Annotated in this window: 23 protein-coding genes; 13 read left to right on the forward strand and 10 right to left on the reverse strand. The window is 64.2% G+C overall.

From position 1 onward, the window contains the following. The first annotated feature begins 124 nt into the window (after positions 1-124). Positions 125-1768, forward strand: a complete 1644-nt coding sequence (locus O7A70_RS01140) for an MFS transporter (RefSeq protein ID WP_337138679.1) — start codon at positions 125-127, stop codon at positions 1766-1768. 23 nt (positions 1769-1791) lie between these two features. Here O7A70_RS01140 and O7A70_RS01145 read toward each other — a convergent pair whose 3' ends face one another. Next, the gene (locus O7A70_RS01145; protein WP_337138680.1) at positions 1792-3573 is read right to left on the reverse strand and encodes a chloride channel protein; all 1782 of its coding nucleotides are present in this window, start codon (positions 3571-3573) and stop codon (positions 1792-1794) included. Positions 3574-4015: 442 nt separating this feature from the next. Next, positions 4016-4315: a putative quinol monooxygenase gene (locus O7A70_RS01150; RefSeq protein WP_337138681.1), complete on the reverse strand. Its 300-nt coding sequence runs from the start codon at positions 4313-4315 to the stop codon at positions 4016-4018. A gap of 115 nt (positions 4316-4430) precedes the next feature. On the opposite strand from O7A70_RS01150, the gene flhA reads away from it, so the two are divergent. The 3 genes from flhA to O7A70_RS01165 are packed head-to-tail and all read left to right on the forward strand — an operon-like array spanning position 4431 to position 7652. Then, positions 4431-6518, forward strand: a complete 2088-nt coding sequence (flhA, locus tag O7A70_RS01155) for a flagellar biosynthesis protein FlhA (protein ID WP_337138682.1) — start codon at positions 4431-4433, stop codon at positions 6516-6518. Next, positions 6515-7267, forward strand: a complete 753-nt coding sequence (gene fliR / locus O7A70_RS01160; protein WP_337138683.1) for a flagellar biosynthetic protein FliR — start codon at positions 6515-6517, stop codon at positions 7265-7267. The genes flhA and fliR overlap by 4 nt, the downstream gene beginning before the upstream one ends. Before the next feature lies 1 nt (position 7268). Then, a complete protein-coding gene (locus tag O7A70_RS01165; protein ID WP_337138684.1) occupies positions 7269-7652 on the forward strand; it encodes a hypothetical protein in 384 nt (127 codons plus the stop codon). A 30-nt stretch (positions 7653-7682) separates the two neighbouring features. Here the strand turns inward: O7A70_RS01165 and O7A70_RS01170 are convergent, their stop codons facing one another. The 3 genes from O7A70_RS01170 to O7A70_RS01180 all read right to left on the reverse strand — a co-directional run bounded on the left by O7A70_RS01170 (position 7683) and on the right by O7A70_RS01180 (position 10379). Further along, positions 7683-8552 (reverse strand): DUF1194 domain-containing protein, encoded by an 870-nt coding sequence (locus O7A70_RS01170; protein WP_337139021.1) that lies wholly within the window; start codon positions 8550-8552, stop codon positions 7683-7685. A 111-nt stretch (positions 8553-8663) separates the two neighbouring features. Further along, on the reverse strand, positions 8664-9293 hold the full coding sequence (locus O7A70_RS01175; RefSeq protein ID WP_337138685.1) for a hypothetical protein: 630 nt from the start codon (positions 9291-9293) through the stop codon (positions 8664-8666). A 99-nt stretch (positions 9294-9392) separates the two neighbouring features. Then, positions 9393-10379, reverse strand: coding sequence for a DMT family transporter (locus O7A70_RS01180; RefSeq protein WP_337138686.1), 987 nt, complete (start codon positions 10377-10379; stop codon positions 9393-9395). A 153-nt stretch (positions 10380-10532) separates the two neighbouring features. Here O7A70_RS01180 and O7A70_RS01185 point away from each other — a divergent pair, with 153 nt between their 5' ends. The 5 genes from O7A70_RS01185 to O7A70_RS01205 all read left to right on the forward strand — a co-directional run bounded on the left by O7A70_RS01185 (position 10533) and on the right by O7A70_RS01205 (position 14680). Next, positions 10533-12515, forward strand: a complete 1983-nt coding sequence (locus O7A70_RS01185; RefSeq protein WP_337138687.1) for a BTAD domain-containing putative transcriptional regulator — start codon at positions 10533-10535, stop codon at positions 12513-12515. A gap of 122 nt (positions 12516-12637) precedes the next feature. Next, the gene (locus O7A70_RS01190; RefSeq protein ID WP_027144779.1) at positions 12638-13210 is read left to right on the forward strand and encodes a rod-binding protein; all 573 of its coding nucleotides are present in this window, start codon (positions 12638-12640) and stop codon (positions 13208-13210) included. A 13-nt stretch (positions 13211-13223) separates the two neighbouring features. After that, positions 13224-13649: a hypothetical protein gene (locus O7A70_RS01195; protein ID WP_027144780.1), complete on the forward strand. Its 426-nt coding sequence runs from the start codon at positions 13224-13226 to the stop codon at positions 13647-13649. Between the two features lie 29 nt (positions 13650-13678). Next, positions 13679-14200, forward strand: coding sequence for a hypothetical protein (locus O7A70_RS01200; RefSeq protein ID WP_337138688.1), 522 nt, complete (start codon positions 13679-13681; stop codon positions 14198-14200). Positions 14201-14395: 195 nt separating this feature from the next. After that, positions 14396-14680, forward strand: a complete 285-nt coding sequence (locus O7A70_RS01205) for an SCP2 sterol-binding domain-containing protein (RefSeq protein ID WP_027144782.1) — start codon at positions 14396-14398, stop codon at positions 14678-14680. Positions 14681-14770: 90 nt separating this feature from the next. Here the strand turns inward: O7A70_RS01205 and O7A70_RS01210 are convergent, their stop codons facing one another. Both O7A70_RS01210 and odc2 read right to left on the reverse strand, forming a co-directional pair. Next, entirely contained in the window at positions 14771-15292 is a 522-nt protein-coding gene (locus tag O7A70_RS01210) for a GNAT family N-acetyltransferase (RefSeq protein WP_337139022.1), read from the reverse strand. Positions 15293-15577: 285 nt separating this feature from the next. Beyond that, entirely contained in the window at positions 15578-16711 is a 1134-nt protein-coding gene (gene odc2, locus O7A70_RS01215) for an ornithine/lysine decarboxylase (RefSeq protein ID WP_337138689.1), read from the reverse strand. Between the two features lie 542 nt (positions 16712-17253). Here odc2 and O7A70_RS01220 point away from each other — a divergent pair. From O7A70_RS01220 to O7A70_RS01235, 4 genes are all read left to right on the forward strand, one after another. Beyond that, positions 17254-18450, forward strand: a complete 1197-nt coding sequence (locus O7A70_RS01220) for an amidase (protein WP_337138690.1) — start codon at positions 17254-17256, stop codon at positions 18448-18450. A 3-nt stretch (positions 18451-18453) separates the two neighbouring features. After that, the gene (locus O7A70_RS01225; RefSeq protein ID WP_337138691.1) at positions 18454-19353 is read left to right on the forward strand and encodes a LysR family transcriptional regulator; all 900 of its coding nucleotides are present in this window, start codon (positions 18454-18456) and stop codon (positions 19351-19353) included. Positions 19354-19544: 191 nt separating this feature from the next. Next, positions 19545-20213 (forward strand): DUF1007 family protein, encoded by a 669-nt coding sequence (locus O7A70_RS01230; RefSeq protein ID WP_337138692.1) that lies wholly within the window; start codon positions 19545-19547, stop codon positions 20211-20213. A 59-nt stretch (positions 20214-20272) separates the two neighbouring features. Then, on the forward strand, positions 20273-21445 hold the full coding sequence (locus O7A70_RS01235) for a nickel/cobalt transporter (protein ID WP_442921150.1): 1173 nt from the start codon (positions 20273-20275) through the stop codon (positions 21443-21445). 40 nt (positions 21446-21485) lie between these two features. Here O7A70_RS01235 and denD read toward each other — a convergent pair whose 3' ends face one another. From denD to O7A70_RS01250, 3 genes are all read right to left on the reverse strand, one after another. After that, complete coding sequence (gene denD, locus O7A70_RS01240; protein ID WP_337138693.1) at positions 21486-22463, reverse strand: D-erythronate dehydrogenase; 978 nt, start codon at positions 22461-22463, stop codon at positions 21486-21488. 12 nt (positions 22464-22475) lie between these two features. Further along, a complete protein-coding gene (locus O7A70_RS01245) occupies positions 22476-22688 on the reverse strand; it encodes a hypothetical protein (RefSeq protein WP_337138694.1) in 213 nt (70 codons plus the stop codon). 89 nt (positions 22689-22777) lie between these two features. Next, positions 22778-23761: a cation diffusion facilitator family transporter gene (locus O7A70_RS01250; RefSeq protein ID WP_337138695.1), complete on the reverse strand. Its 984-nt coding sequence runs from the start codon at positions 23759-23761 to the stop codon at positions 22778-22780. Positions 23762-23775: the final 14 nt, after the last annotated feature.

Raw genomic sequence — 23775 nt, forward strand, 5'->3', positions numbered from 1 at the left:
CTTGTTGGACCATGATCTTCCCCGCAAGGCATTCGCCCTTTGCGCCGTGATGCCATAGTTTCGGCAAATCATGCGGGGAAACGGATCACCGCAAGGATCGGCACGCCGTGGCAGGAACCCGCCCATGATTGACGAAAAGCCGGATAGCGAAAGCGTCTCGGCGCTGGCGCCGTTCCGGCACGGCATCTTCCGCGCCGTCTGGGGCGCAAGTCTCGTCTCCAATTTCGGCGGCTTGATCCAGGGCGTCGGCGCCGCCTGGATGATGACCACCATCGCCACCTCGCCCTATCAGGTCGCCCTGGTCCAGGCCTCGACCACCTTGCCGATCATGCTGTTCGCGCTTGTCGCGGGCGCCGTCGCCGACAGCTTCGACCGCCGCAAGGTGATGCTGATCGCCCAGACCTTCATGCTGGTCGTTTCGGTGCTTCTGACCGTATTCACCTATCTGGACCTGATCACGCCGTGGACGCTGCTGGCCTTCACCTTCCTGATCGACAGCGGCACGGCGCTCAACAGCCCGTCATGGCAAGCCTCCGTCGGCGATATCGTTCCGCGCAACAAGGTGCCTGCCGCCGTGGCGTTGAATTCCATGGGCTTCAACCTGACCCGCAGTGTCGGGCCCGCGATCGGCGGCATCATCGTCGCGGCCGCCGGTGCGGCCGCCGCCTTCGCGGCGAACGCGGTGAGCTATATCGGCCTCATCGTCGTGCTGGCACGCTGGAAGCCGGATCTACCGGTCTCGACCCTGCCGCGCGAGTCATTGGGGGCCGCCATGGGCGCCGGCCTGCGTTACGTCGCCATGTCGCCCAACATCGGCAAGGTGCTGGTCAGGGGCGCGGCCTTTGGCTTCAGCGCCGGCGCGGTGCTGGCGCTGCTGCCGCTGGTGGCGCGCGACGTCGTCAAGGGCGACGCGCTGACCTACGGCATCATGCTGGGCGCCTTCGGCATCGGCGCCGTCGGCGGCGCGCTGATCAGCGTGCGGCTTCGGCAGTTGCTCTCCAGCGAGACGATGGTGCGCTGTGCCTTCGCCGGCTTCGCTGCCTGCGCCTTCAACGCCGCCATCAGCCAGCATGCCTGGCAGACCTCGCTCGGCCTGCTGGTCGGCGGTGCCTGCTGGGTGATTGCGCTCTCGCATTTCAACGTTACCGTGCAGATGGCGACGCCGCGCTGGGTGGTCGGCCGGGTTCTGTCGGTCTACCAGACCGCCACCTTCGGCGGCATCGCGTTGGGCAGCTGGATCTGGGGTGTGGTCGCCGACGCGCATGGCGCCGAGACGGCGCTGATCGCCGCGGCCATCGCCATGCTGGCCGGCGGCGCCATTGGTCTCGTGCTGCCGCTGCCACAACAGCAGGTGCTCAACCTCGACCCGCTCAATCGCTTCAAGGAGCCGCACCTCGCGCTCGACCTCAAGCCGCGCAGCGGTCCGATCGCCATCATGATCGAATATGTGATCCGGCGCGAGGACGAGGCGGAATTCCTCGCCACCATGGCCGAGCGCGGGCGCATCCGCCGCCGTGACGGCGCCCGAAACTGGACGCTGGCGCGCGATCTCGAAAATCCGTCGATCTGGATCGAGCATTATCACACGCCGACCTGGCTCGAATATGTCAGGCACAATGGCCGCATCACCCATGCCGACGCCATGGTCGGCGAACGCTTGAGGGCGCTGCACTCAGGCGACGAGCCGCCGCGCGTGCGCCGCGTCATCGAGCGTCCGACAACCGCCGGCACGGCGCTGGTGCCGGCCAAGGGACCGATCGAGCACTGACGCGTTCGGAGACCGCGGGCTCCTTACCCTTCCCCCGACAGGTCCCGGCGCGCCTTTTCGAGTTCCTCGGCATAGCGCCGCATCAAATGGCCCTCGGTCAGAAGCCCGAGCACGATATGGTCGGCGAAGTCCTCGACCACGGCCAGTTCCTCGGCGCCGGCGCGCTGGAAGGTCTCGGCGGCGGCCTGCACGTTCATGCTGGGCACCAGGACGGCATCCTTGTACTGGGCAAGATCGCGCACCGGCACCTCGCCTGCGGAGGGATCGCTGTGCAGTTCGGCCACGATCAGCACGCCGACATACTCGTCCCCCGGGTCGACGGCGATCACGCGCTGGGCCGAACCCAGCGGGAACTCGTTGCGGAAGGCGGCCAGGGTCGTCGAGGCGTCGATGGTCTTGATGTCCTTGCGCATCATCGAGCCGACGGTCAGGCTGCGCATCCAGCCGACATCGTGGGCGCTGCGGATCGTCTCGCCGCGCAGGTGGAAGCGCCAGGTCGAGAACGAGTAGCCGAAGGTCTCACGCACCAGGATCGCCGCCATGATCGAGGCGGCCAGCACCACGCCGGTGAGCGTCAGGTCACGGGTCGATTCCAGCGCCAGGAAGGTCATGGTCAGCGGGCCGCCGACGACACCGACGGCGAGCGACGTCATGCCGACGACGGCGGCGACGGAAGGGTCGATGCCGGTCGCCGGCGAGACGAGCGCCATGATACCGGCGAACGACTTGCCGAGCAGCGCCCCAAGGAACAGCGAGGCGAAGAACAGTCCGCCGCGAAAGCCCGAGCCTAGCGAGATGGCCGACGCCGCCAGCTTCAGCACGAAGACGCTGGCCACCACCGCCAGCCCATAATTCATGGCGAACTCGCGATGCAGCGCGCCGTGGCCGCTGGACAGGACCTGCGGCGTGATCAGGCCGAGGAGGCCGACCAGGACACCGCCTATGACGGGGCGCAGCGAGGCATCGACGGACAGCCTGTTGAACCCGCGCTCGATCAGCGTCACCAGATGCATGATGGCGATCGAGGCCGCGCCGCCAAGCAGGCCAAGCAACAGGAACGGCACATATTGGCTGGCGGTGAGTTGCGGCAACCCTGAAAGCTCTAGCGGAAACGGTACGCCGCCGAACACTTCCGCTGTCAGCGACGCCGCGATCGCGGCGGTCAGGACAGGCGCGACATTGGCGACCGAGTAGATGCCGATGACCAGCTCGAAACCGTAGAAGGCGCCGGTCAGCGGCGCATCGAAGGCGGCTGATATGGCGCCGGCGGCGCCGCAGCCGACGAGGATGCGGACATCGTTGCGGCGCAACCGGAAGGCACGCGCCAGCCGCGAGGCGACCCCTGAGCCGATCTGCGTATAGCCGGCCTCCAGGCCGACCGAAGCGCCGAAGCCGCTGGAAATCATCGTCTGCACGACGATGATGAAGGTATCGGTGAGCGACATGCGCCCGCCATAGAGCGCGTTGGCCTCGATCGGGTCGACCGGCGTGCGGAATTTCCGAAGCCTCAGCCAGACCACCGATATCCCAAGCAGGATGCCGCCGATCGCGGGGATCAGCGCCTGCATCGGATTGGCGAGCGAGAACATGCCGGACAGGCGTCCGCCGGGCTGGACGCCATACAGCAGTCCGTGCAGGTCCTGCACGATCTGGCTCATCGCGGTGACCAGTATGCCCGCCATGATGCCGACAACGCCCGCCAGGATGACCACGGCGATGCCGCGCGCCTCCAAGAGGGGGACTGACCTCAGAAGCACCGCGCGCAGCCGGCGGGCGTAGACTTGGGGTTGGTTTCTGGAAAGCACCGGGACGGCTCGCCGATATCAAAGGCAACGGAAGACCCGCCTGATACGCCGGGCGGCACGTCGTGACAACCACAATGCCGACATCAAAGGCGCCAATATGGCCGCGATGCCGCCTGACGCGGCCTTTCCCGCCCCGGGCGTGGAAAGCCACCGGCGCGGTGGTCAATCCGGGATCGTCAGCGGACCGCAATCGTCGGCAATAAAGGTCGCCAGCAGTTCGGCCGGCTCGGTGGTGCTGGCATTCTCGGCGAAGAGATGGATCGCTCGCAAACGGGCTTGATGTCGATGTCTCCGAGCGGATTGGTTCAGGCGAGAGCGAACTGACCGCCGGCCTGTCGGCGCCGGAGGAACGAGCCCTCAGGCGGTGGCTGGTCGGCGTTGCCACCGCAGACACGGCCGAGACCTGATTGCTTGCTGGGCAAGGATCCGGGCGCCGGACCGCTCAGCTCGGCGTGGGTTCGCCGGCCACGTAAAGCATGAGATTGCGCTCGCCGATGCCGAGGCCCGGCCAACTCGCGCGCCAGTCGGCGATGTGCGGCGAGCGGAAATGCGCATCGAGTGCCGGCCTGTCGCGCCACGCCTCGGTGACCCGGATCAAGCCGGGATCAAGCACATCCTGCGCATAGGAATATTCAAGGCAGCCGTCCTCGGCGCGGCTGGCGCGAACCATGCGTTCCATTACCGGCCTTGCCTCGTCGAGCCTGTCGGGCGGCAGGCGGATCGTACCGATGATCAGCAGCATGGATTGTCCTTCGCGAGAGAGTCGATCCGGCCACTCTCCCACCCTCGCGCAAGCTTGGCCAGCTACCCTCGCCGGGCTGTCGCATGCTCGGCAGCCCTGTGGTTCGAGGACGAGAATGGCGATCAGCGAAAGCATCCAGCCCGGCGCGGTGGCCAAGAACGGCCGCGATATCTTCTTCGCGCTCGGCATCGTCATCATCCTGGCCGTGCTGTTCCTGCCGATCCCGGCCTTTCTCATCGACATCGGACTGGCTTTCTCGATCGCGCTTTCGGTGCTGATCCTGATGGTAGCGCTGTGGATCCAGCGGCCGTTGGATTTCTCCTCGTTCCCGACCGTGCTGCTCATCGCCACCATGCTGCGCCTGTCGCTCAACATCGCCACCACGCGCATGATCCTGTCGCATGGCAATGAGGGCACGCACGCCGCCGGCTATGTCATCGCCGGCTTCTCCAAGCTGGTCATGGCCAGCGACTTCGTCATCGGCCTCATCGTCTTCATGATCCTGATCGTGGTGAACTTCATCGTCATCACCAAGGGCGCCACCCGTATCGCCGAGGTCGGCGCGCGCTTCACCCTCGACGCCATCCCCGGCAAGCAGATGTCGATCGACGCCGACCTCTCCGCCGGCATGATCGACGACAAGACCGCGCAGCTGCGCCGCCGCGAACTGGAAGAGGAATCCTCCTTCTTCGGCTCGATGGACGGCGCCTCGAAATTCGTGCGCGGCGACGCCATCGCCGGCCTCATCATCACCGCCATCAACATCGTCGGCGGCATCGCCATCGGCTACATCAGGCACGGCATGGGCATGGGCGAGGCCGCCGACGTGTTCATCAAGTTGTCTGTCGGCGACGGTCTCGTCACCCAGATTCCGGCGCTGATCGTCTCGCTGGCCGCCGGCCTGCTGGTGTCCAAGGGCGGCACGCGCGGCTCGACCAATCAGGCCGTGTTCGGCCAGCTCGGTGCCCATCCGCGCGCGCTCTACGTGGCGGCCGCGCTGCTGGTGCTGCTCGGCCTGATGCCCGGCCTGCCACTGTTCCCGTTCTTCGCGCTGGCCGCCGGCATGGCCGGCCTCGGCTATGTCATTCCGATGCGCCACAACCGGGCAGTCGCCGAGGCAGAGGCGCTGAAGAGCCAGGAGAAAGCGACCAAGGCCGAGGAAGAAAAGAACTCGATCAAGGCCTCGCTCGCCACCGCCGAGATCGAACTCCTGATCGGCAAGCAGCTTTCGACCCGGCTGCTGGTTTCGCATCAGGAACTGGTCTTCCGCATGTCCAAGATGCGCAAGAAATTCGCCCAGCAATACGGCTTCGTCGTGCCCGAAGTCCGCGTCGCCGACGACTTCGCCATCCCGCCGAAAAGTTATCAGATCAAAGTGCACGGCACCGTGGTCGCCGAATATTCGATGCGCGTCGGCGAGATCATGGTGCTGCTCGGCAACCGCGACATCCCCGAAATCCCCGGCGAGGAGATCCGCGAGCCCGCCTTCGGCATGCGCGCCTATTCCGTCATGGAGACCTTCGCCGAGGATCTGAAGCGCGAGAACTTCACCTTCGCCGACAACATGTCGGTGCTGCTCACCCATCTCTCGGAAGTCATCCGCAACAACCTGCCGCAGCTCCTCTCCTACAAGGACATGAAGGCGCTGCTCGAACGCCAGGATCAGGAATACCGCAAGCTCGCCGACGAGATCTGCACCACCCACATCTCCTATCCCGGCCTGCAGGCGGTGCTGAAGCTTTTGCTTGCCGAACGCGTCTCGATCCGCAATCTGCATCTCATCATCGAGGCCATCGCCGAGATCGCGCCGCATGTGCGCCGCACCGAGCAGATCGTCGAGCATGTGCGCATCCGCATGGCCCAGCAGATCTGCGGCGACCTCTCGGAAGGCGGCGTGCTCAAGGTGCTGCGCCTCGGCAACCGCTGGGACCTTGCCTTCCACCAGAGCCTCAAGCGCGACGCCAAGGGCGAGGTGCGCGAGTTCGACATCGATCCTCGCCAGCTCGAGGAGTTCGGCCAGGACGCCACCAAGGCGATCAAGAAACATCTGGAAGCCGGCGAGCGTTTCGTCCTCGTCACCGCGCCCGACGCGCGCCCCTATGTGCGCATGATCATCGAGCGCCTGTTCACCACGCTGCCGGTGCTCTCCCACGTCGAAATCGCCAAGGGCGTCGAGATCAGGGTGCTCGGGACCATATCGTGAGCGTTCTCTCGCAGGCCGTCGTCATCGCGGCGTTTCTCGCTTTCTGCCGCATCGGCGCCTGCTTCATGCTGATGCCGGGCCTGTCCAGCGCCCGCGTTCCGGTGCAGGTCAGGCTGTTCGTCGCGGTCGCCGCCACCGGCGGCCTGCTCGCCTTTCTGTGGGATAAGATCTTTCCCTTCGTCGATCCGCGCCCGCAGGTCCTGGTGCCGATGATCATCTCGGAGCTGCTGGTCGGCGGGCTGATCGGCGCCATGACCAGGCTCTACATGGAGGCGCTTCGCTTCATGGGCTCGGCCATCGCCATGCTGATCGGCTACGGCGGCCCCGGCGGACCGGCGATCGAGGAGCCGGAACCGCAGGCGGCGCTTGCCGCCATCATCTCGTTCTCGGCGCTGCTGATGCTGTTCGTCTTCGACTTCGACCACGAGATCGTCCGTGCCCTGGTGACGTCCTACACGGTCGCGCCGGTCAATGTCTTCTTCAACCCGCAGGCAGCGCTGGTCGACATCACCGACACCGTGTCGGACACATTCTTCCTGGTCATCCGCCTCGGCAGCCCGTTCGTCGCCTATGCCATTCTCGTCAATCTGACGATCGGCTTCGTCAACAAGCTGACCCCGCAGATCCCGATCTATTTCATCTCCCAGCCCTTCGTCATCGCCGGCGGCATGCTGATCTTCTATTTCGCCATCGGCACCATGCTGTCGCTGTTCGTCGACGGCTTCGTCGACCTCACACTGGCAAGGTGACATGAGCACGCGCAAGGACCGCTTGAAGAAACTGGTCAAGGTGCAAGAACAGGTGAAAGCCTTGCACGAAAGCCGCCACGCCGCCTTCGTCGCCGCGGCAAACGCCGCCGAGACCGAAGCCCGCGAGTTGATTGGCCATTTCGACCAGGACAATTCCCTCTCCAGCCTGTTCCCCGATCTCTACCACCGCCGCATCGCCCAGGCCGTCGTGCGCCAGGAGGAAAGCCTGGAAAGCGCGAGGCAGGAAGCCGGCCTCATCGCCGCGGCAAGCGCCCGCACCAACATGGTCGAGCGCGCCTACAAGGACGTGCGCAACCGCGACGAACGCGAGAGATCAGACCGCGAGCGCCTGGACCTGATCGCGCAGAAGCGGGGACAGGAATAGTGGCGGGGCCCGATCGTCGGCCCGAACTCATCAGTGTTGCTTAGAAAGCCCATCCGCCTGCCGGCTAACGTCCATGCTTACTTCCGTAACCAGCTTGCGGCGAAGGGCCATCACATAGTCACTCGGTCCCTTCGGCGTTATAACGAAGGCTTGGGAACCGCCGATGACCGATTTGGCAAAATAGGATGCCAACGGTTGATCGGGATCCTCATCTTGCGTTGGAATGGCGATCGCGTTGATCGTATACCCCTTGGCAACGGCGTTCAGCCTGCTCGGCTGAACAGGAAGCCCATCGTTATTCTCGCCGTTGGCAGAGATGTCGATTACTTTCTTTGCTGCCGTTCCCGGAAATTGGTCGAGCAGAAGGCTACCGACGTCAATAGCCGACGATACGGACGTTCCGCTCCGCCCCCGGCGAGCGAAGCCGGTATCTCCTTTGTTGCTGATCACCGATGCGGCCGCCCTGGCGTCTTCCAGCCCGCAGATGTTCGTCCATGGCAGCACGACGCGTGAGTGTCCAGGACTCGACCACTCAAAGTAGGCAACGCCGATGCAGCCGACGTAATTGCGCGCGATGGCGGCGATAATCTCTGGAGAAGTGAGTGCCGCAGCATGACCCTCGCGCTGTAGATCGGCGACCTTTGGATCGATCGAGGATGAGAAATCGACGGCGAACACAACGGCGACATCGACATTGGCCGCGTACGCCTGCGGCGCCCAACACACCGAAGCTGCAAGTGTCCCCATCAGCGCCAGAAATAGACTGGCACGCTTTGCCGGCGCTCCGGCTGATCGCTCTGTCGCCGACGTCAGAGTGCCCCTGCGTATCGCGCGCACCTGCTCGCGAAAAGAGGCCGCTACGGACAAAGCACCCAAGCCACGATGCATATTTCTCAACATGTTATCCTCCATCTCAAGAATGGGCATTTTCAAAGCAGTCATTTTTCAACATGTGGAAATCTCGCGAAGCGCCTTGCTCCGCGCGCCGAGCAGCAGCAGATCCGCTTTGGTTCACAGAAGGTAACAGCCCAGCAAAGTCAGTTGCATGGCGAGCGCCGCGAAGGACCCGCCTGACCAGACCCGCCGCAAGGTCCCACCGAGGGCCACGGTTGTCGCCAGCATTGCCGGCAACCGGCTGGCGAGCACTGCACTGCGGAAGGGATCCGGCCAGGTGGCCGGCCATAACGGAAGCGGCGTGCCCGTCCTATGAATGGCGCTGCCGAATTTACCCAACGCATGCAGCAGGCCGGAAGTCGCCGCCAGTAGGGGATCGCCGAGCAGCAGGAGGGCAGCGCCGAGTCCGAGGGCACCTGTACCTGACAGGAAGTCGCCCAGACGGTTGAGGGCGGGATCGGGAGCATCCGGCCCTGACCATGCGCGGTGATAGGCCTCACCGCCCAGGAAGAAAACCAGAGTAGCCAGGGTCAGCGCAACAGTGCCATGGCTGCCGGCGAAATAGCCCATCATCGCGGTGGTGACGTCGCTTCTCTCATGCGATCCGACTGGCACCGTGGCAATCTGGATCGCGACACCCACGACAAGGCCGAGCGCATTGCCGCCGTTGTAATAGCCGCCGGGCCCCTTCACGCGGGCGCGGAGCGCCGCCACCAAATATGCGACCGGAGCTGCCCGCGCGATCATCGCGGCGACCTCACGACAAGCGCGGCAGCGACCGCTGCCGAGCCGTTTGAAGTGATCCGCGCCATGCCGAGCGGCGGTAGGGTTGGGAATACGTGCTCATCAATGGCAAGGGTCATCACGTCTCTCCACTGAACCTGAATTGGTGGCGGGACGATCGCTCGCCTGGGGTGGGGGCGCGACCGCGAAGACAGGCGCCGCGCCGAAGGGAACCGGCCCGGCCAGGGGCGCGCGTGCCCGCGTTCCGTTCGTTGCGACGGACAGGATCGCACCGAGAATGATCGCGGCACCCAGTGCGGCCGCGGGTGAGCTCCGTTCGCCAAGGAAGATCGCCGCTGCGAGCGCCCCGAAAACACTTTCGGCACTGACGATCACGGCGGCATGACTGGCGGTGGTGAAGCGTTGGGCGGCGGTTTGTATGCCGAAGGCGATCGCGGTGGAGAACACGCCGAGGACCGCCAATTCCGGGCCAGCCGCGACTACAGCGGCCGGCGATAGTTTGCCTTGCAGCGCTCCGAGCGGCAGGGCGAAGGCGGCGGCCCCGAGGAATTGTGTCGCCGAGGCGGTGAACGGTCGCGGATGGGCCCGCATGTGCCGGCCAAGTTCGACCATCCACAGCGCATAGCAGGCAGCCGACAGGACAGCGGTGAGATCGCCGCCACCGAGACCGTCGATTCCGCCGGACAAAAGCAGGGCACCAAGCATGGTCAGACCGGCGGCTACGGCAAGGTTCGCTGTCGGGCGTTCGCCGATGAGCAGCCAGGCGGCCAGTGGTGTCATCACGGTAGCGGTGCTCACCAGGAAGCTTGCATTCGTGACTGTGGCGCCGAGATAGCAAAGCTGCTGAAGCGTGATGGAGATCGCGAACAGCGCACCCACCTTGGTCAGGCTGGCAAAATAGCCCGGCCCGGCAGGCAGTCTCCTCTCCTTCAAGACAAAGGGCAGCACCAGCAGCCCGCCGATCAGGCAACGCAGGCCGACGGCGCTTAGAGCATCGAGGTGAGCAAGCACCGTCTTTTGCGCGACATTGCCGAGGCCCCATAAAGCGGCCGCCAACAGCAGCAGCAAATTGGCTCTGGTCTCGGACACCCGGCACCCCCCTCAAGCCAAGGTCTTGATGACTCGGCCGCTCTAACTCGCCGGACCTAGACCACCCTGCATCACGGCAGCGCTTGAGGGCGGGGCGCTACTGTTTGCGGAGCGTTAGTTTTGAGTTAGAATTTCGTTAGGCGGTGAGAGCAAATGCAAAATGAAGATGCGGGCGAGACAAATAGAATCTCACTCTTCGGTGGTTTCAGGATCGAAAATGAAACGGCGCATTCGCTGCGGCTGACAGGAAAACGAGGGCCTGCGATCATTGCTTATCTGTCCCGGTCTCCAGGCATGGCAGCGACACGGGAGAGACTGGCTGATCTATTCTGGAGTGACAGCGATAGCGAACACTCCCGCAACAGTCTGCGGCAAACTCTCAGTATCCTGCGCCGGGACTTATTGCGAGCAGGCGTGGATCTTATCCATTCCCGCGGGGAATCGATTGGCCTCACGCCAGAAGTGGTTCGGGTTGACGTGGACGATTTCGAAGCAGGCCTCACGGCCCGTTCTGTGCCGGAACTCGAAAAGGCTCTGGCGAACTACACCGGGCCGTTCCTCGACGGGTTTTATCTGGGAAGCGATGGGTTCGATGGCTGGGTCACATCCGAACGCGACAGATTGCTGAGCCGCGCACTTGAAGCTTTCGAAAAATTGGCCCGTCTCGTTGACCCGGAAACCGGAATCATCCTGGTCGATCGCGTTCTCGTCATGGAACCGACACGGGAAGAGTCCTATCGGCTCAAGATGGAATTGCTGCTCGCGTCCGGTCAACGCGACAGGGCGATCAGGACATACGAAGTCTGCAAAAGCATGCTGAAGAAAGAGTTCGGGGTCGAGGTCGGCCCGGAGACGCGAGCGCTTTGGCAATCCATGCTGTCGGCCGACACGGCGTCGAATACACAGTCGGCAAATGCTGGTCCAGCCAATCAGAGCCACGGGCGCCCATCGATCAGCGTCGCCGACTTCATCAATCTGACCGGAAAGCAAGGCGACGACTTTTTCTCCAAGGGACTCGTACAGGACATCACCACGGCTCTTTCCGAGGTGGCTGACTATGTGGTGCTCTCCGCACCGCCACCCGCGGAGAAGAGTGGTGCTGCCGAAGGAACCAAGATCCCGGGAACGCTCCGCGCGCGATACGTGCTTAGCGGCAGCGTCCAGAGATCGGGCCATGGGCTGAGGGTGAATATCCAGCTTGTCGATGCCGCTGACGGCCACAACGTCTGGGCTCAGAAGTTCGACGGGCACTCCGAGAATGCGCTCGAATTCCAGGACAGGATCGCACAGGCTGTTGTCTTGGCCGTGATCCTCGACCTTCAACTGACCAACTGGAAAGTCCGCGACAAGAGCCCGCCTGGTCCCCCCGAAGTGCGCAGGTTGGTGAACGAAGCTTTGATGAAGTATTTTGAGATGACCCGGGACTCGCTTTTGATCGGGCTAGAGCTTGCCGAGAAAGCTGTCTCGATAGGCGCTGACAACGCTCGTGCGAAGCGGACGCTCTCGATTATAATTTCAATGGGCGTGGCGTTCGGCTCGCTGCCCAGGGAGGCGGGTCGGATCGAGCGGGCGGTCGAGCTTGCGGCGGCGGCGGTGCGGGCGGTGCCTGACGACGAAATTGCCCGCTGCATCCTGTCATTCGCGCTCGAAAGCTGTGGCCGCATCGACGAGGCGATGGCGGAATGCCAGCACGCGATCAGTCTCAATCCAAGCTATCCGAGCGGCCACGGCGACATTTCGATGCTCTTTGCATTGCGCGGACAGGTGAACGAAGCAGTGCGTGAGGCCAACGAGGCAATCCGCCTCGGAACGCATGACGTCATCGACTTCTGGCGTCACCATGGCTTGGTTGTCGCACTGTTTGCGGGAGGCGACGATCGACGGGCGCTCGAAGTCGCCCGCAGGGTGGTCAGGACAAAGCCGGGATTTGTTCGCGGCGCCCTTTACTGGGCCGCGTCCGCGTCGGCAACCGGAAACAGCGAAGAAGCCTCACGGGCCATACACCATTGCCTGTCACAACTTCCTCATCTCAACCTGGGCAATGTCTGCCCCGGTTTTGTGCCGCGCTATGTGAAGGATCATCATCACGCGAGGTTCCTTGAAATGCTGTCGAGAGCTGGCCTTCCTGCTTCCTGATGGAACCTGGCTAGGCGACTTGGATCCGCAGAAACCAGATCAAGCCCGCCTCCCCGCAAGCCTGCCACAAGCTTGTTGAGGCATGGTCCTGGCTAAGGAAACCCGGCAAAAGGCGGACCTTCTTGGCGATTTCTCCACCCAGCGACATCGTGATGGATGTCGCCCGAGCTGCCGATCCGATGGATATCGAGGCTGCCCGCGCCGCGCTGACGAAGCGCGCCGGGAGCGTCGCCGGCACGTTTTCGGTCGACACCGCGGCCTCGGTCGATGCCGGCTCGATCCTGTCGCGCGCGACGGCTGACAAAGCCGCGGCGACGGCCGATCCTGCCAAGAAATTCAAGAAGTTCGAGGCGATGGTCTTGCAGACCTTCATCCAGAACATGCTGCCCAAGGATACCGAGGGCGTCTACGGCACGGGTCTCGCCGGCGACATGTGGAAATCGCAACTCGCCGAGCGCGTCGCCGACGTCATGGCCGATCGCGGCGGCATCGGCATCGCCAAGTCGCTGCTCGCCGACCACTACATGGACGGCAAGCGCAAGGTACCGATCGGCCCGGTTTCGAATGGACCGGAAAAGACCGAGATCGACCAGCAGACTCGTCTGTCGACCTCGCTCGTCCAGGAATTACAGCGCAAGGCCGCCAGGTCGATGACCGGTGACGAGACAACCATAAAAACAGACATCAAGATCTAGACTGGGAAACACCATGGCCGACTCTTCCGAATTCACCGCCAACCTGCCAGCGCGAGCAACCGCGTCGGACGCACCGACCCCGTTCGCTCGGCCCGGAAACCTTGCCGCCATCATCGGCCGCATCGAGGAGGTGGTCGAGGAAGAGACCGCCGGCATCCGCAGCGACACAAGTTATGACCTCAAGGCGTCGAACGCCCGCAAGAGCCGCTATCTCTACGAGCTGACCCGCGCCATGAAGGGCGGCAGCGAGGCCGAATTCCTCGAGCAGCACCGCGAGGGCCTGACCCGGCTGCGCCAGAAGCTGGCGAAGAACGAGGCCGCGATCCTGGCGCATCTGAGCGCCGTCAACGAAGTTGCCGGCCTGCTGCGCAGCGCCATCCAGCGCGCCGAAACCGACGGCACCTACTCCGCCGGCGAGTTCGGCAGGCAGAAAGGTTAGAGCGCGGCGATGCCGGGCCCGGGTTCAAAATGATCAAGGTCATCGCCATAGCGGTCTGGATCTGCGCCGCCACGCTCGGCGCGGTGTTCTATTCGTTCCAGGCCGCCGGCGAACGCGGCGTTGGCGAAAAACCCAAGCCGATGCTGGGCGGGCTGGACTACGTCAAGACTGACGTCATTTCGGTGCCGCTGATCCACGACTCCAAGATCGACGGCTACTTCCTGGCCAAGCTCGTTTATACCGTCGAGCCGGAACAGATAAAGAAGCTGTCGATCCCGGCCGAGGCGCTGATTACAGACGAGGTCTACAGTTATCTCTACGCCCACCCCCAGATCGACTTCAGCAAGAAGGCGACGGTCGACCTCGATGCCTTTCGCGCCGCCATCCGCGACACGATCAACACACGTGTCGGCGCAACCCTGGTGCATGAGGTCCTGATCGATCAGGTCAATTTCCTGAGCAAGGACGAGATCCGCGACAACTGGCTGCGCCGACGCCAGGATGCCAGCACCCCGGCGCCCGAGGCGCCTAAGCCGGTCGGCGCGCATTGAACTACCCGCCATCGGCCCGGTGCCGGTGGTCCCGATAGCAGTCGGCGTCGGGGCCGATTCCTGCAATTCGCGTTGACGTAAACGTCAATCCAAAGCTATATGCGGCAGCGATCGTGATCGCCAGTGATGCCGCATGGACTTCGGCGGGACCGAAGTGCCGTTGCGCGACAGAATGCAACCAGACAGGAGAACAGCGTGAGCGTTCAGGAGATTGCCGAGAAGATCAAGTCGCGCGTGGCCAGCAGCGGGTTCGATCGTTCCGTGAAATTCGACACCGGCAGCGACGGCGTCATCGTCATCGACGGCGCAACCGTCTCGACCACGGACGCTCCCGCCGACTGCACCATCAAGCTGTCGCTCGACGATCTGGATTCGCTGATCGCGGGCGACCTGAACCCGACCATGGCCTTCATGACCGGCAAGATAAAGGTCGAAGGCGACATGACCGTCGCCATGGCGCTGAGCCAGTTGATCGGCTGAACGGATGCGGCCGCCAGAAGCGGCTTCGAGACAACAAAACGCCGCCTTTTCAGGCGGCGTTTTGTTTGAATGGCAGTTGTGCTTAAAGCGTCACGCCGCCAGGGTCTGTGCCTTGAGCTTGCGGCCGGACGCCTTCAGCGTGCCCTGGGCGCCGTCGAGCGCGCCCTCCACCAGTTCCAGCGCCAGCAGGCGGTGCCGCTCGTAAGGTCCCGGCATGGCGAGCGCACCGGTCCTGGCGGCCGAAAAGCCGAAGCGGCCATAGTAAGGCTCGTCGCCGACCAGCAGGATCGCCGCGTGGCCGAGGCGCGCGGCTTCCGCGATGGCATGGCGCATCAGCGCCGAACCGATGCCGGCACTCTTGAGCGACGGGTCGACGGCGAGCGGGCCAAGCAGCAGCGCCGGACCGCCCTCGCCAAGCGTGACGTCCCATAGCCGCACCGTGCCGGCCAAGCCGCCCGAGGCATCGCGCGCGACGAAGGCCAGGCCCTCCGAGGGCCGGCGGCCGCGCCGCAACTTCTCCGACGATTTGGTCTTGCGCTTCGGCCCCATGGCGTTGTCGAGCAGCGCCTCGCGCGCTGCAACGTCGGCCGAGGTCTCTGCGACAACGCTAATCTCCTCCCTTGAGGGGGAGAGGTCGCCGAAGGTGACAGAGGGGGTCGGTGCGCGCAGAGCGCCGGCGCGAAGAGAGGCCGCGGCAGTGGAGGCGACCCCCTCTGGCCTGCCGGCCATCTCCTCCTCGAGGGGGGAGATCAGCCAATCGCGCTGTCCAGCTTCAACAATGAAATTTGCAACGTCCATTTCCGCAATCCTTCACGAGCGGATATCTGTTCCACAGGCGAGCCGGTGCGGACGATCACTTCGCCCGCGCCGGATGATCTGAACAGCTCTAGCGAGCCGTCAGATCACGTAGGATCGGAGAGGCTCGAAGCCGTTGAAGGCGACCGCCGAGTAGGTGGTCGTGTAGGCGCCGGTGCCTTCGATCAGCACCTCGTCGCCGATGGTCAGCGACAGGGGCAGCGGATATGGCGTCTTCTCGTACATCACGTCGGCCGAATCGCAGGTCGGGCCGGCGAGCACGCAAGGCGCGGTCTCTGTGCCGTCATGCGCGGTGACGATCGGGTAGCGGATAGCCTCGTCCATCGTCTCGGCCAGACCGCCGAACTTGCCGATGTCGAGGAACACCCAGCGCACATTGTCGTTGTCGGCCTTCTTCGAGATCAGCACGACTTCCGACTTGATGACGCCGGCATTGCCGACCATGCCGCGGCCTGGCTCGATGATCGTCTCGGGAATGGCGTTGCCGAAATGCTTGCGCAGCGCCGAGAAGATCGCCTGGCCATAGGCCTGCGCCGCCGGCACGTCGCGCAAATAGCGCGTCGGGAAGCCGCCGCCCATATTGACCATCTTGAGCACGATGCCTTCTTCGGCGAGCGTGGCGAACACCTTCTTGGCGTCGGCCAGCCCACGGTCCCATGCGGTCAGGTCGGTCTGCTGCGAGCCGACATGGAACGACACGCCATGGGCGTCGAGGCCGAGGCCCTTGGCATGGCGCAGCACGTCGACGGCCATCGCTGGCACGCAGCCGAACTTGCGCGACAGCGGCCATTCGGCGCCTTCGCCATCGGTCAGCACGCGGCAGAACACGCGGGCGCCGGGAGCGGCGCGGGCGATCTTCTCGACCTCCTCGACGCAGTCGACCGCGAACAGCTTGATGCCGAGCTGGTAGGCGCGTGCGATATCACGCTCCTTCTTGATGGTGTTGCCGAAGGAGATGCGGTCCGCCGGCGCACCGGCGTCCATCGCCATCTCGACTTCGGCAACGGAAGCGGTGTCGAAGGACGAGCCCATCGCAGCAAGCAGGCGCAGGATTTCCGGCGCCGGGTTTGCTTTCACCGCATAGTAGATCTTGGAATCGGGCAGAGCCTTCTCGAAGGCGCGGAAATTGTCGCGCACGACATCGAGGTCGACGACGAGGCAGGGGCCGGACGGACGTCGGGTGGCGAGGAAGTCGAGGATGCGCTGTGTAGCCATCGGGTTTCTCCATCGCGCCTTTCGGCGCGCACAGGGGTGCGGACACGGGCTTTCGGCCTCGCGAACACGCGGTCAAACAAAGGCGGGACGGAAAATCCATGGAACCAGCCGGTGGAGACCCCGGAACCATGAAACGCCGTCTCGCGGCGATGAACCTTGGCCTTGCCCGGCTTCGGTTCGCTTTGTCTGCCTTGGCTTGGATTGGGAGAACCCCGTTCCGCACTGCCGGCAATGAAGGTGTGCCTCTTCAGTAACCCCGGTCTTTGGACAACCGGCAGAGAACCAGAAAGGCCCGCACCGTCGTTGCTTCAAGGTGTCCTCGGTCTGGCGGTTGGCCGCTAAACCGACTGGAGGGGTTGGCTCCAGTTACCTTACCGATTTCCCTCACCATTCGAGGACCGGCGGACACCCACAGGCACGTGCGACTTTGGGCAAGCGCGATATAGGGGCGAAGCATTTCACAATCAATAAAAATCGTATCCCAGGTTGTAAAATTTCTGGCATCGAACAATGTTGGCGCAACCGTATCCGGATATCGAACGATGACAGGCACGCACGGCCCCTTCAACGCCTTTCTCGATCTTCGCCAGATGCCGGTGGCGCATGCCGAGCTTGGGCCCCTGGCCGGCCTGCGGCTGGCGGTCAAGGACATTTACGATGTTGTCGGCTATCGCACCGGTTGCGGCAATTTGCGGAAATCCGCCGAAGGCCACGCCGCTTCGCGCACGGCACCCGCCGTGCAGATGATTCTCGACGCGGGCGCGCGTTTCGTCGGCAAGACCCAGACCGACGAGCTCGCCTTCGCTTTGTTCGGCCAGAACGCGCATTTTCCGTTTCCGGCGAATCCGGCGGCTCCCGACCGCGTCACCGGAGGCTCGTCGTCCGGGTCGGCAGCGGCGGTTGCGGGTAGGTTGGCCGACATCGCCACGGGATCCGACACCGGTGGTTCGATCCGCGCGCCGGCGAGTTTCTGCGGGCTGATCGGGCTCCGCACCACGCATGGCCGCATTTCCCTCGAGGGCACCATGCCGTTGGCGCCGAGTTTCGACACGTTCGGCTGGTTCGCCGACGACATCGAAACCTACGAGACAGTCGGCAAGCTGCTGCTCGGCCGCGACCCGCACCAGCATGCGCTCGACCGCCCGCTGACGCTCGGCTGGCTGGACGAAATGGTCGCCCGGCCGGCACTCGCCGAATATGCGGGAATGAAGGCGCTGGCGAGCGTGGTTTTCGGCACGCCGGCGACGCCGACGACGCGCTTCAGTTCTCCCCCGGATGAACTCTACTGGTGCTTTCGCCGGCTGCAGGCCAGGGAGGCCTGGGCGGTACATGGCGAATGGATCACCAGCGGCGAGCGCAATCTTGGCTCCGGGGTCGAGGAACGGTTCGGCTTCGGCCGTGCCGTCGACGACCGGACGGCTCAGGCCGAAAAAGTGCGCCGGCTGAGCTTTCGCGACGAACTGCGCGCCCTGCTCGGCGAGGACGGCTTCCTTGTCCTGCCGACGGTGCCAGGCCCGGCGCCATACGTCGACAGCACACCCGAGCAGTTCCAGGCATACCGCGAGCGCGCCTTGCATCTTCTGTGCCTGGCCGGGCTCTCCGGCTTTCCCCAAATCACCTTGCCGATCGGCTCGGTCGCCGGCGCCCCTTTCGGCCTGTCGCTGCTTGGCCCTTCCGGCAGCGACATAGCCCTGATACGGCTCGGCCGAAAACTTCTCGACGCAGCACAAAGAGCCTGAACAATGGATACACTGACCCGCATGCGCGCCTTCATCGATGTCGTCGAGGCCGAGGGCTTTTCGGCGGCGGCGCGCAAGATCGGCCGCTCCAAGGCGCTGCTGTCGAAATATGTGCGCGAACTGGAGGACGAACTCGGTGCGCTGCTGCTCAACCGCACCACGCGCCAGTTCTCGATGACCGAAGCCGGCCACACCTACTACCGTCGCGCCTCGGAGATCGTGCGCGAGGTCGACAGCCTGGCCGACGCCGTGCGCGAGTCCTCCGGCGATGTACGCGGCCGGATCAAGCTGTCGGCGCCGCGCACCTTCGCCGACGCGCCGATCGGCCAGTCGCTGATCGACTTCGCCAAGCAATATCCCGACATCGTGCTCGACATCCAGCTCGACGACCGCTTCGTCGATCTGGTCGAGGAAGGCTTCGACCTCGCGGTGCGCATCTCGCGGCTGGAGAATTCGTCGCTGATCGCCAGACGGCTGGCGCCGTTTTCGATCAAGCTTTGCGGCTCTCCCGAACTGATCGCCAGGCATGGCATGCCGACACGACCCCAGGATCTCGGCCACATGCCCTGCATCGTCGACACCAATGGCCGCGGCCTGAACAATTGGCCGTTCAAGGGCGACAATGGCGATCCGGTGAGCATCGCCGTGTCGGGCCCGATCGAGGTCAACAGCCCGATGGCGGCGCGCGCCGCGGCCTTGTCGGGGCTTGGATTCTGCATCCTGCCGGATTTCATCGCCGCGCCCGACCTCAAGAGCGGCCAATTGATGGCGGTGCTCGACGACCGCATCCTGTCGGGCGGCGGCATCTTCGCCGTCTATCCACACCGCCGCTATCTGCCGGCGAAGGTGCGCGTGTTCGTCGACTTCCTGGTGCAGTGGTTCAGGACGCGCGAGAACGCCTGACCCGGCTTCAGTGTGTGTGCCGCTGTCCCAGAACCGCTTCGCACTTTTGGACGACACGCCTTGTGTTGTGTGCGTGTCGTCCCAAAACCGCTTCGCACTTTTGGGCGACGCGCACTGGCGGTCCCAATTTCGCCCCCTTTCTGGTAACCTTCGACAACTCTCTCCGAAAGCCAAGGGAATCGCGACCGCGAATGCATTTGAAACGGCACGCAATCATGCTGGCTTCGGCCTTGGCGGCGATCTTTGCCGCGACAGGACCCGCCCAGGTGCATCCGCACGTCTTCGCCGAGGCACGCCTCGACGTGATCCTGTCCCCGGATCACCAAAGTGTGAAAGCGTTGCGTCATCTGTGGCGCTTCGACGACCTGTTTTCGAGTACGGTGATGATGGAGTTCGACAAGAACTCCGACCTGAAGCTTGACGACAAGGAGCTGAAGGAAGTCGCCGATACCGTCCATGCCTCGCTGGCCGAGTTCAATTATTTCCAGCTCGTCACCCAGAACGGCAAGGACGTGACGATGGTGCCGCCGCCGCATCTGATGGCCAATTTCGACAACGACCAGTTGATCATCCTGTTCGAGTCCGAACCCAAGGTGCCGATCAAGCTAACCGGCACGATCAACATCGGTGTCTACGATCCGACCTTCTACACGGCGATCGACTTCACCGAGGATTCCAACATCACGGTTGAAGGCTTGCCGTCGAATTGCACGAGCAAGGTCATCCGGCCGGACCCTGACGAGGCGATCAAGGAAAATCAGAAGACCCTGACGGATGCTTTCTTCAACGATCCGACAGGCACCGATATGAGCAAGATCTTTGCCACCAAGCTCGAACTGACCTGCCAGCCAGAAGGATAGATCCGGTGAACCTGATCGGGAACTGTTCGAAACCGTCCTTGCGTTTGGCATTCGGCCTGATGGCCCTCACCTTTGCCGTGATGCATTTCGCCAATGCCGCGCACGCCCAGAGTTCGCTCGGCATCGGCGTCAATGACGGCATGGCGCCGACCACCGGTCCGTTCGCCCATATCCTGATGTGGATCAATCTCAGGCAGCAGGAATTCTATCGCGCGCTGGCGACAGCCATGAAGGCGATGCGCCAGGACAACAGCAAGCTCTGGGTGCTCATCGGCCTGTCCTTCGCCTATGGCATTTTCCACGCCGCCGGCCCCGGCCACGGCAAGGCGGTGATCTCCTCCTACATGGTGGCAAACGAAGTGGCGCTGAAGCGCGGCATCCTGTTGTCCTTCGTCTCGGCGCTGTTGCAGGGCCTGACGGCGATCGTGGTGATGCTGCTTGCCTATTTCGTCCTGCGCGGCACCACCATCTCGATGACCGATGCGGCCTGGTTCATGGAGATCATGAGCTTTGCCCTGGTCACCCTCTTTGGCGCCTGGCTTTTGTGGCGCAAGCTCGGTCCAGCCGTCCTGCGCCTGTTTGGCAAGGGGCCGGCCTACAGCCTGTCCGCGGCTCACGCAGGTCATTCCCACGCGGGCCATTCTCATGCCGGCGGCCATTCGCATGGCGCCCACGACCATGCTGCGCACGCTCATTCCCATGCACTTCACGCGCATGACGATCACGACCATGCGCATGGTCATTCGCACGATCATCACGACCACGGCGCGCACGAGCACCATCACGACCATGGCGGGCACGACCATGGCGCGCACGATCATGCGCATCACGACCACGCCAGCGGGGAGGTCTGCGAAACCTGCGGCCACTCGCATGCACCCGACCCGGCGCTGCTGTCGGGCGACCGCTTCGATTGGCGCACGGCGTGGTCAGCGGTGGCGGCGGTCGGCATCCGCCCCTGCTCCGGCGCGCTGATCGTGCTGAGCTTCGCGCTTCTCAACGGGCTCTGGCTCGGCGGCCTGCTGTCGGTGCTGGCGATGTCGATTGGAACCGCGATCACCGTTTCGGCGCTGGCGACGCTGGCCGTGACCGCCAAGAACTGGGCGGTGTATTTCGCTGGCGGCGGCCGCATGGGCAACCGGATCCATTCGATCGTCGAGATCGGCGGCGCGGCCTTCGTATTCCTGTTTGGACTGCTGTTGCTGTCAGCGAGCCTGACGGGCAGCGTCTAGACCCATCCATCCCATTGGAATGGGATAGGCGCCGCAACGCCTAACCGGCGATCTTGCCGCCCAGCTCATCCTCGATATGGGCGCGGATGATCTCGTCAAAACTCTTCTCGGCACTAAAGCCGAGTTCCCGCGCCCGCCGCGCCTCGAACCGGGTCGGCCAGCCCTTGACGATCGCCCAGATCGTCTCGTCGGGCACCTCGCGGATCAGGCTTGCCGTCTTCGATCCGGCGATGCGTTCCAGTGCCTCGATCTGCTCGCCGACGGTGACGGCGACGCCCGGCATCGTCAGGTTGCGGCGCGGCCCGACGGCGGCACCGTCGATGCCAGCCGCGTGGATCAGGAAATTCACAGCCGAACGCGGGCTGGCATGGGTGTGCAGCACTGAGCGCGGCACCGGGAGGATCGCCTCCTGCCCGCTCAGCGGTTCGCGGATAATGCCGGAGAAGAAGCCGGAGGCAGCCTTGTTCGGCTTGCCCGGCCGCACGCAGATCGTCGGCAGCCGGACGCCGATGCCATCGAAGAAGCCGCGCCTTGAATAATCGGCGAGCAGCGCTTCGCTCATCTGCTTCTGCGTGCCGTAGGAGGTCAGCGGCGTCGGGTGGAATTCGTCCGGAATGACATCCGGGAACGGCGCGCCGAACACCGCGATCGACGAGGTGAAGACGACGCGCGGCGCGAACCCCGCCAGGCGGATGGCGTCGAACAGCGCGCGCGTGCCGTCAAGGTTGACGCGGTAGCCGAGTTCGAAATTCGCTTCCGCCTCACCCGACACGATGCCGGCGAGGTGGAAGACGACATCGGGCCGCGACGCAACCAGGCTTTCCGCGGCGCCTGCTTCGGCAAGGTCACCCGTGTGCGCTGCGACGCTGACGCCGTCCATGGCTGGCGCCTGCGGCGGCACGATGTCATGCAGATCGAGCGCGGTGATCTTCTTGCCGCGCAGCGTGCCGTCCTTGGCCAGCCGGGCGATGAGCTTGCGGCCGACCATGCCCGCCGCGCCAGTGATCAGAATGCGCATGTCCGATATCCCTTACTTGTCCCGATTTTTGCGCTGGCTGCGCGCGCGCAGCCAGAACACCAAGAAGAACGCCAGCACGAAGGCGGTGCCGAAGATACCCGCCAGCACGGTCGAATAGTTGCCGAGTGCCAACATCACGGTCGGCAGGTAGAAAACGGCAATGCCGAACAGAAGCATGATCCAGACCGCCGCGATGGCCGCATTGCGCGTGTCGCGGTCCATCATGCCGGACCGGAGCGGCGATCGTTCATCGGGTTGAGTTTCAAAGCTGGAGAACTCCTGAGGCAGGTCCGGTCAATGATCATCGATCGGGCCTAGTGATAGTGGCCGTGATGCGGAGCCGCATCGTGCCCGTGCTTATGGTCGTGGGCGTCGCCGTCGTCGGCGCAGTGGCCGAATTCCGGTTCCACGGTGGCATGGCTGATGCCGTGCTCGCTGGCAAGCCGCTTCTTGATGGCGCTGACCGCCTGATGCGCGTCGACCCCCTCGTCAAGGCAAGCGTGCAGGGTCGCCATGCTGCTCGTGCCGTCGATCGACCAGATATGCATATGGTGCACTTCGCGCACGCCCTGGACGGTTGTCTGGATATCCCCGGCGATCAGGTCGCGGTCGAGGCTTGGCGGCACGCCTTCGAGCAGGACGTGGGCGGCGGCACGCATGAGCGACCAGGCGGTGGACAGGATCAGCAGCGAGACCAGCACGGACAGGATCGGGTCGATCGGCGTCCAGCCGGTCGCCAGGATGACCAGTGCCGCCACGATCGCGGCGGCCGAGCCGAGCAGATCGCCAAGCACATGCAGGATGGCGCCGCGCATGTTGAGGTTGTCTCGATCGCCGCCATGCAGAACCAGGAAAGAGCCTATATTGACCAGCAGGCCGAGGATCGCGACCACCAGCATCGGACCGCCCAGCACGGGTGCAGGTGTCAGCAGGCGATTCCATGCCTCGTAGACGATCCACAGCGCGATGACGAAGATGGCGATGCCGTTGGTGTAGGCCACCAGCGTCTTGACCCGGCCGAAGCCGTAGGTGAGCTGGCCGGTCGCCGGCCGGCCTGCCAGATGGAAGGCATACCAGGCCAGGCCGAGCGCAATGGCGTCGGCGAGCATGTGGCCGGCATCGGCCAGCAGCGCCAGCGACCCCGTAAACAGGCCGCCGAGCGTCTCGGCGACCATGAAGCCGGCGGTAAGGCAAGCCGCGATCAGCACGCGCTTCTTGTCGCTCGAGCCATGCACGTGGCCGGCGCCGTGGTCATGCCCGCCGTGATCGTGCCCGCCGTGGTCGTGGGTATGGGCCAAATGGCAAACTCCCG

The organism is Mesorhizobium sp. Cs1299R1N1 (assembly GCF_037179655.1).
Lineage (GTDB): Bacteria > Pseudomonadota > Alphaproteobacteria > Rhizobiales > Rhizobiaceae > Mesorhizobium > Mesorhizobium salmacidum.

Bases quoted from the DNA above. Each gene is read 5' to 3' on its own strand.
- denD (WP_337138693.1), bottom strand. From the start codon at position 22,463: ATGCGCATTCTGATCACTGGCGCGGCGGGCATGGTCGGCCGCAAGCTC.
- O7A70_RS01140 (WP_337138679.1), top strand. From the start codon at position 125: ATGATTGACGAAAAGCCGGATAGCGAAAGCGTCTCGGCGCTGGCGCCG.
- odc2 (WP_337138689.1), bottom strand. From the start codon at position 16,711: ATGGCTACACAGCGCATCCTCGACTTCCTCGCCACCCGACGTCCGTCC.
- O7A70_RS01245 (WP_337138694.1), bottom strand. From the start codon at position 22,688: ATGATGGACCGCGACACGCGCAATGCGGCCATCGCGGCGGTCTGGATC.
- O7A70_RS01230 (WP_337138692.1), top strand. From the start codon at position 19,545: ATGCATTTGAAACGGCACGCAATCATGCTGGCTTCGGCCTTGGCGGCG.
- O7A70_RS01150 (WP_337138681.1), bottom strand. From the start codon at position 4,315: ATGCTGCTGATCATCGGTACGATCCGCCTGCCGCCCGACAGGCTCGAC.
- O7A70_RS01220 (WP_337138690.1), top strand. From the start codon at position 17,254: ATGACAGGCACGCACGGCCCCTTCAACGCCTTTCTCGATCTTCGCCAG.
- O7A70_RS01165 (WP_337138684.1), top strand. From the start codon at position 7,269: ATGAGCACGCGCAAGGACCGCTTGAAGAAACTGGTCAAGGTGCAAGAA.
- O7A70_RS01225 (WP_337138691.1), top strand. From the start codon at position 18,454: ATGGATACACTGACCCGCATGCGCGCCTTCATCGATGTCGTCGAGGCC.
- O7A70_RS01235 (WP_442921150.1), top strand. From the start codon at position 20,273: ATGGCCCTCACCTTTGCCGTGATGCATTTCGCCAATGCCGCGCACGCC.
- O7A70_RS01185 (WP_337138687.1), top strand. From the start codon at position 10,533: ATGCAAAATGAAGATGCGGGCGAGACAAATAGAATCTCACTCTTCGGT.
- O7A70_RS01175 (WP_337138685.1), bottom strand. From the start codon at position 9,293: ATGATCGCGCGGGCAGCTCCGGTCGCATATTTGGTGGCGGCGCTCCGC.
- flhA (WP_337138682.1), top strand. From the start codon at position 4,431: ATGGCGATCAGCGAAAGCATCCAGCCCGGCGCGGTGGCCAAGAACGGC.
- O7A70_RS01170 (WP_337139021.1), bottom strand. From the start codon at position 8,552: ATGTTGAGAAATATGCATCGTGGCTTGGGTGCTTTGTCCGTAGCGGCC.
- O7A70_RS01195 (WP_027144780.1), top strand. From the start codon at position 13,224: ATGGCCGACTCTTCCGAATTCACCGCCAACCTGCCAGCGCGAGCAACC.
- O7A70_RS01200 (WP_337138688.1), top strand. From the start codon at position 13,679: ATGATCAAGGTCATCGCCATAGCGGTCTGGATCTGCGCCGCCACGCTC.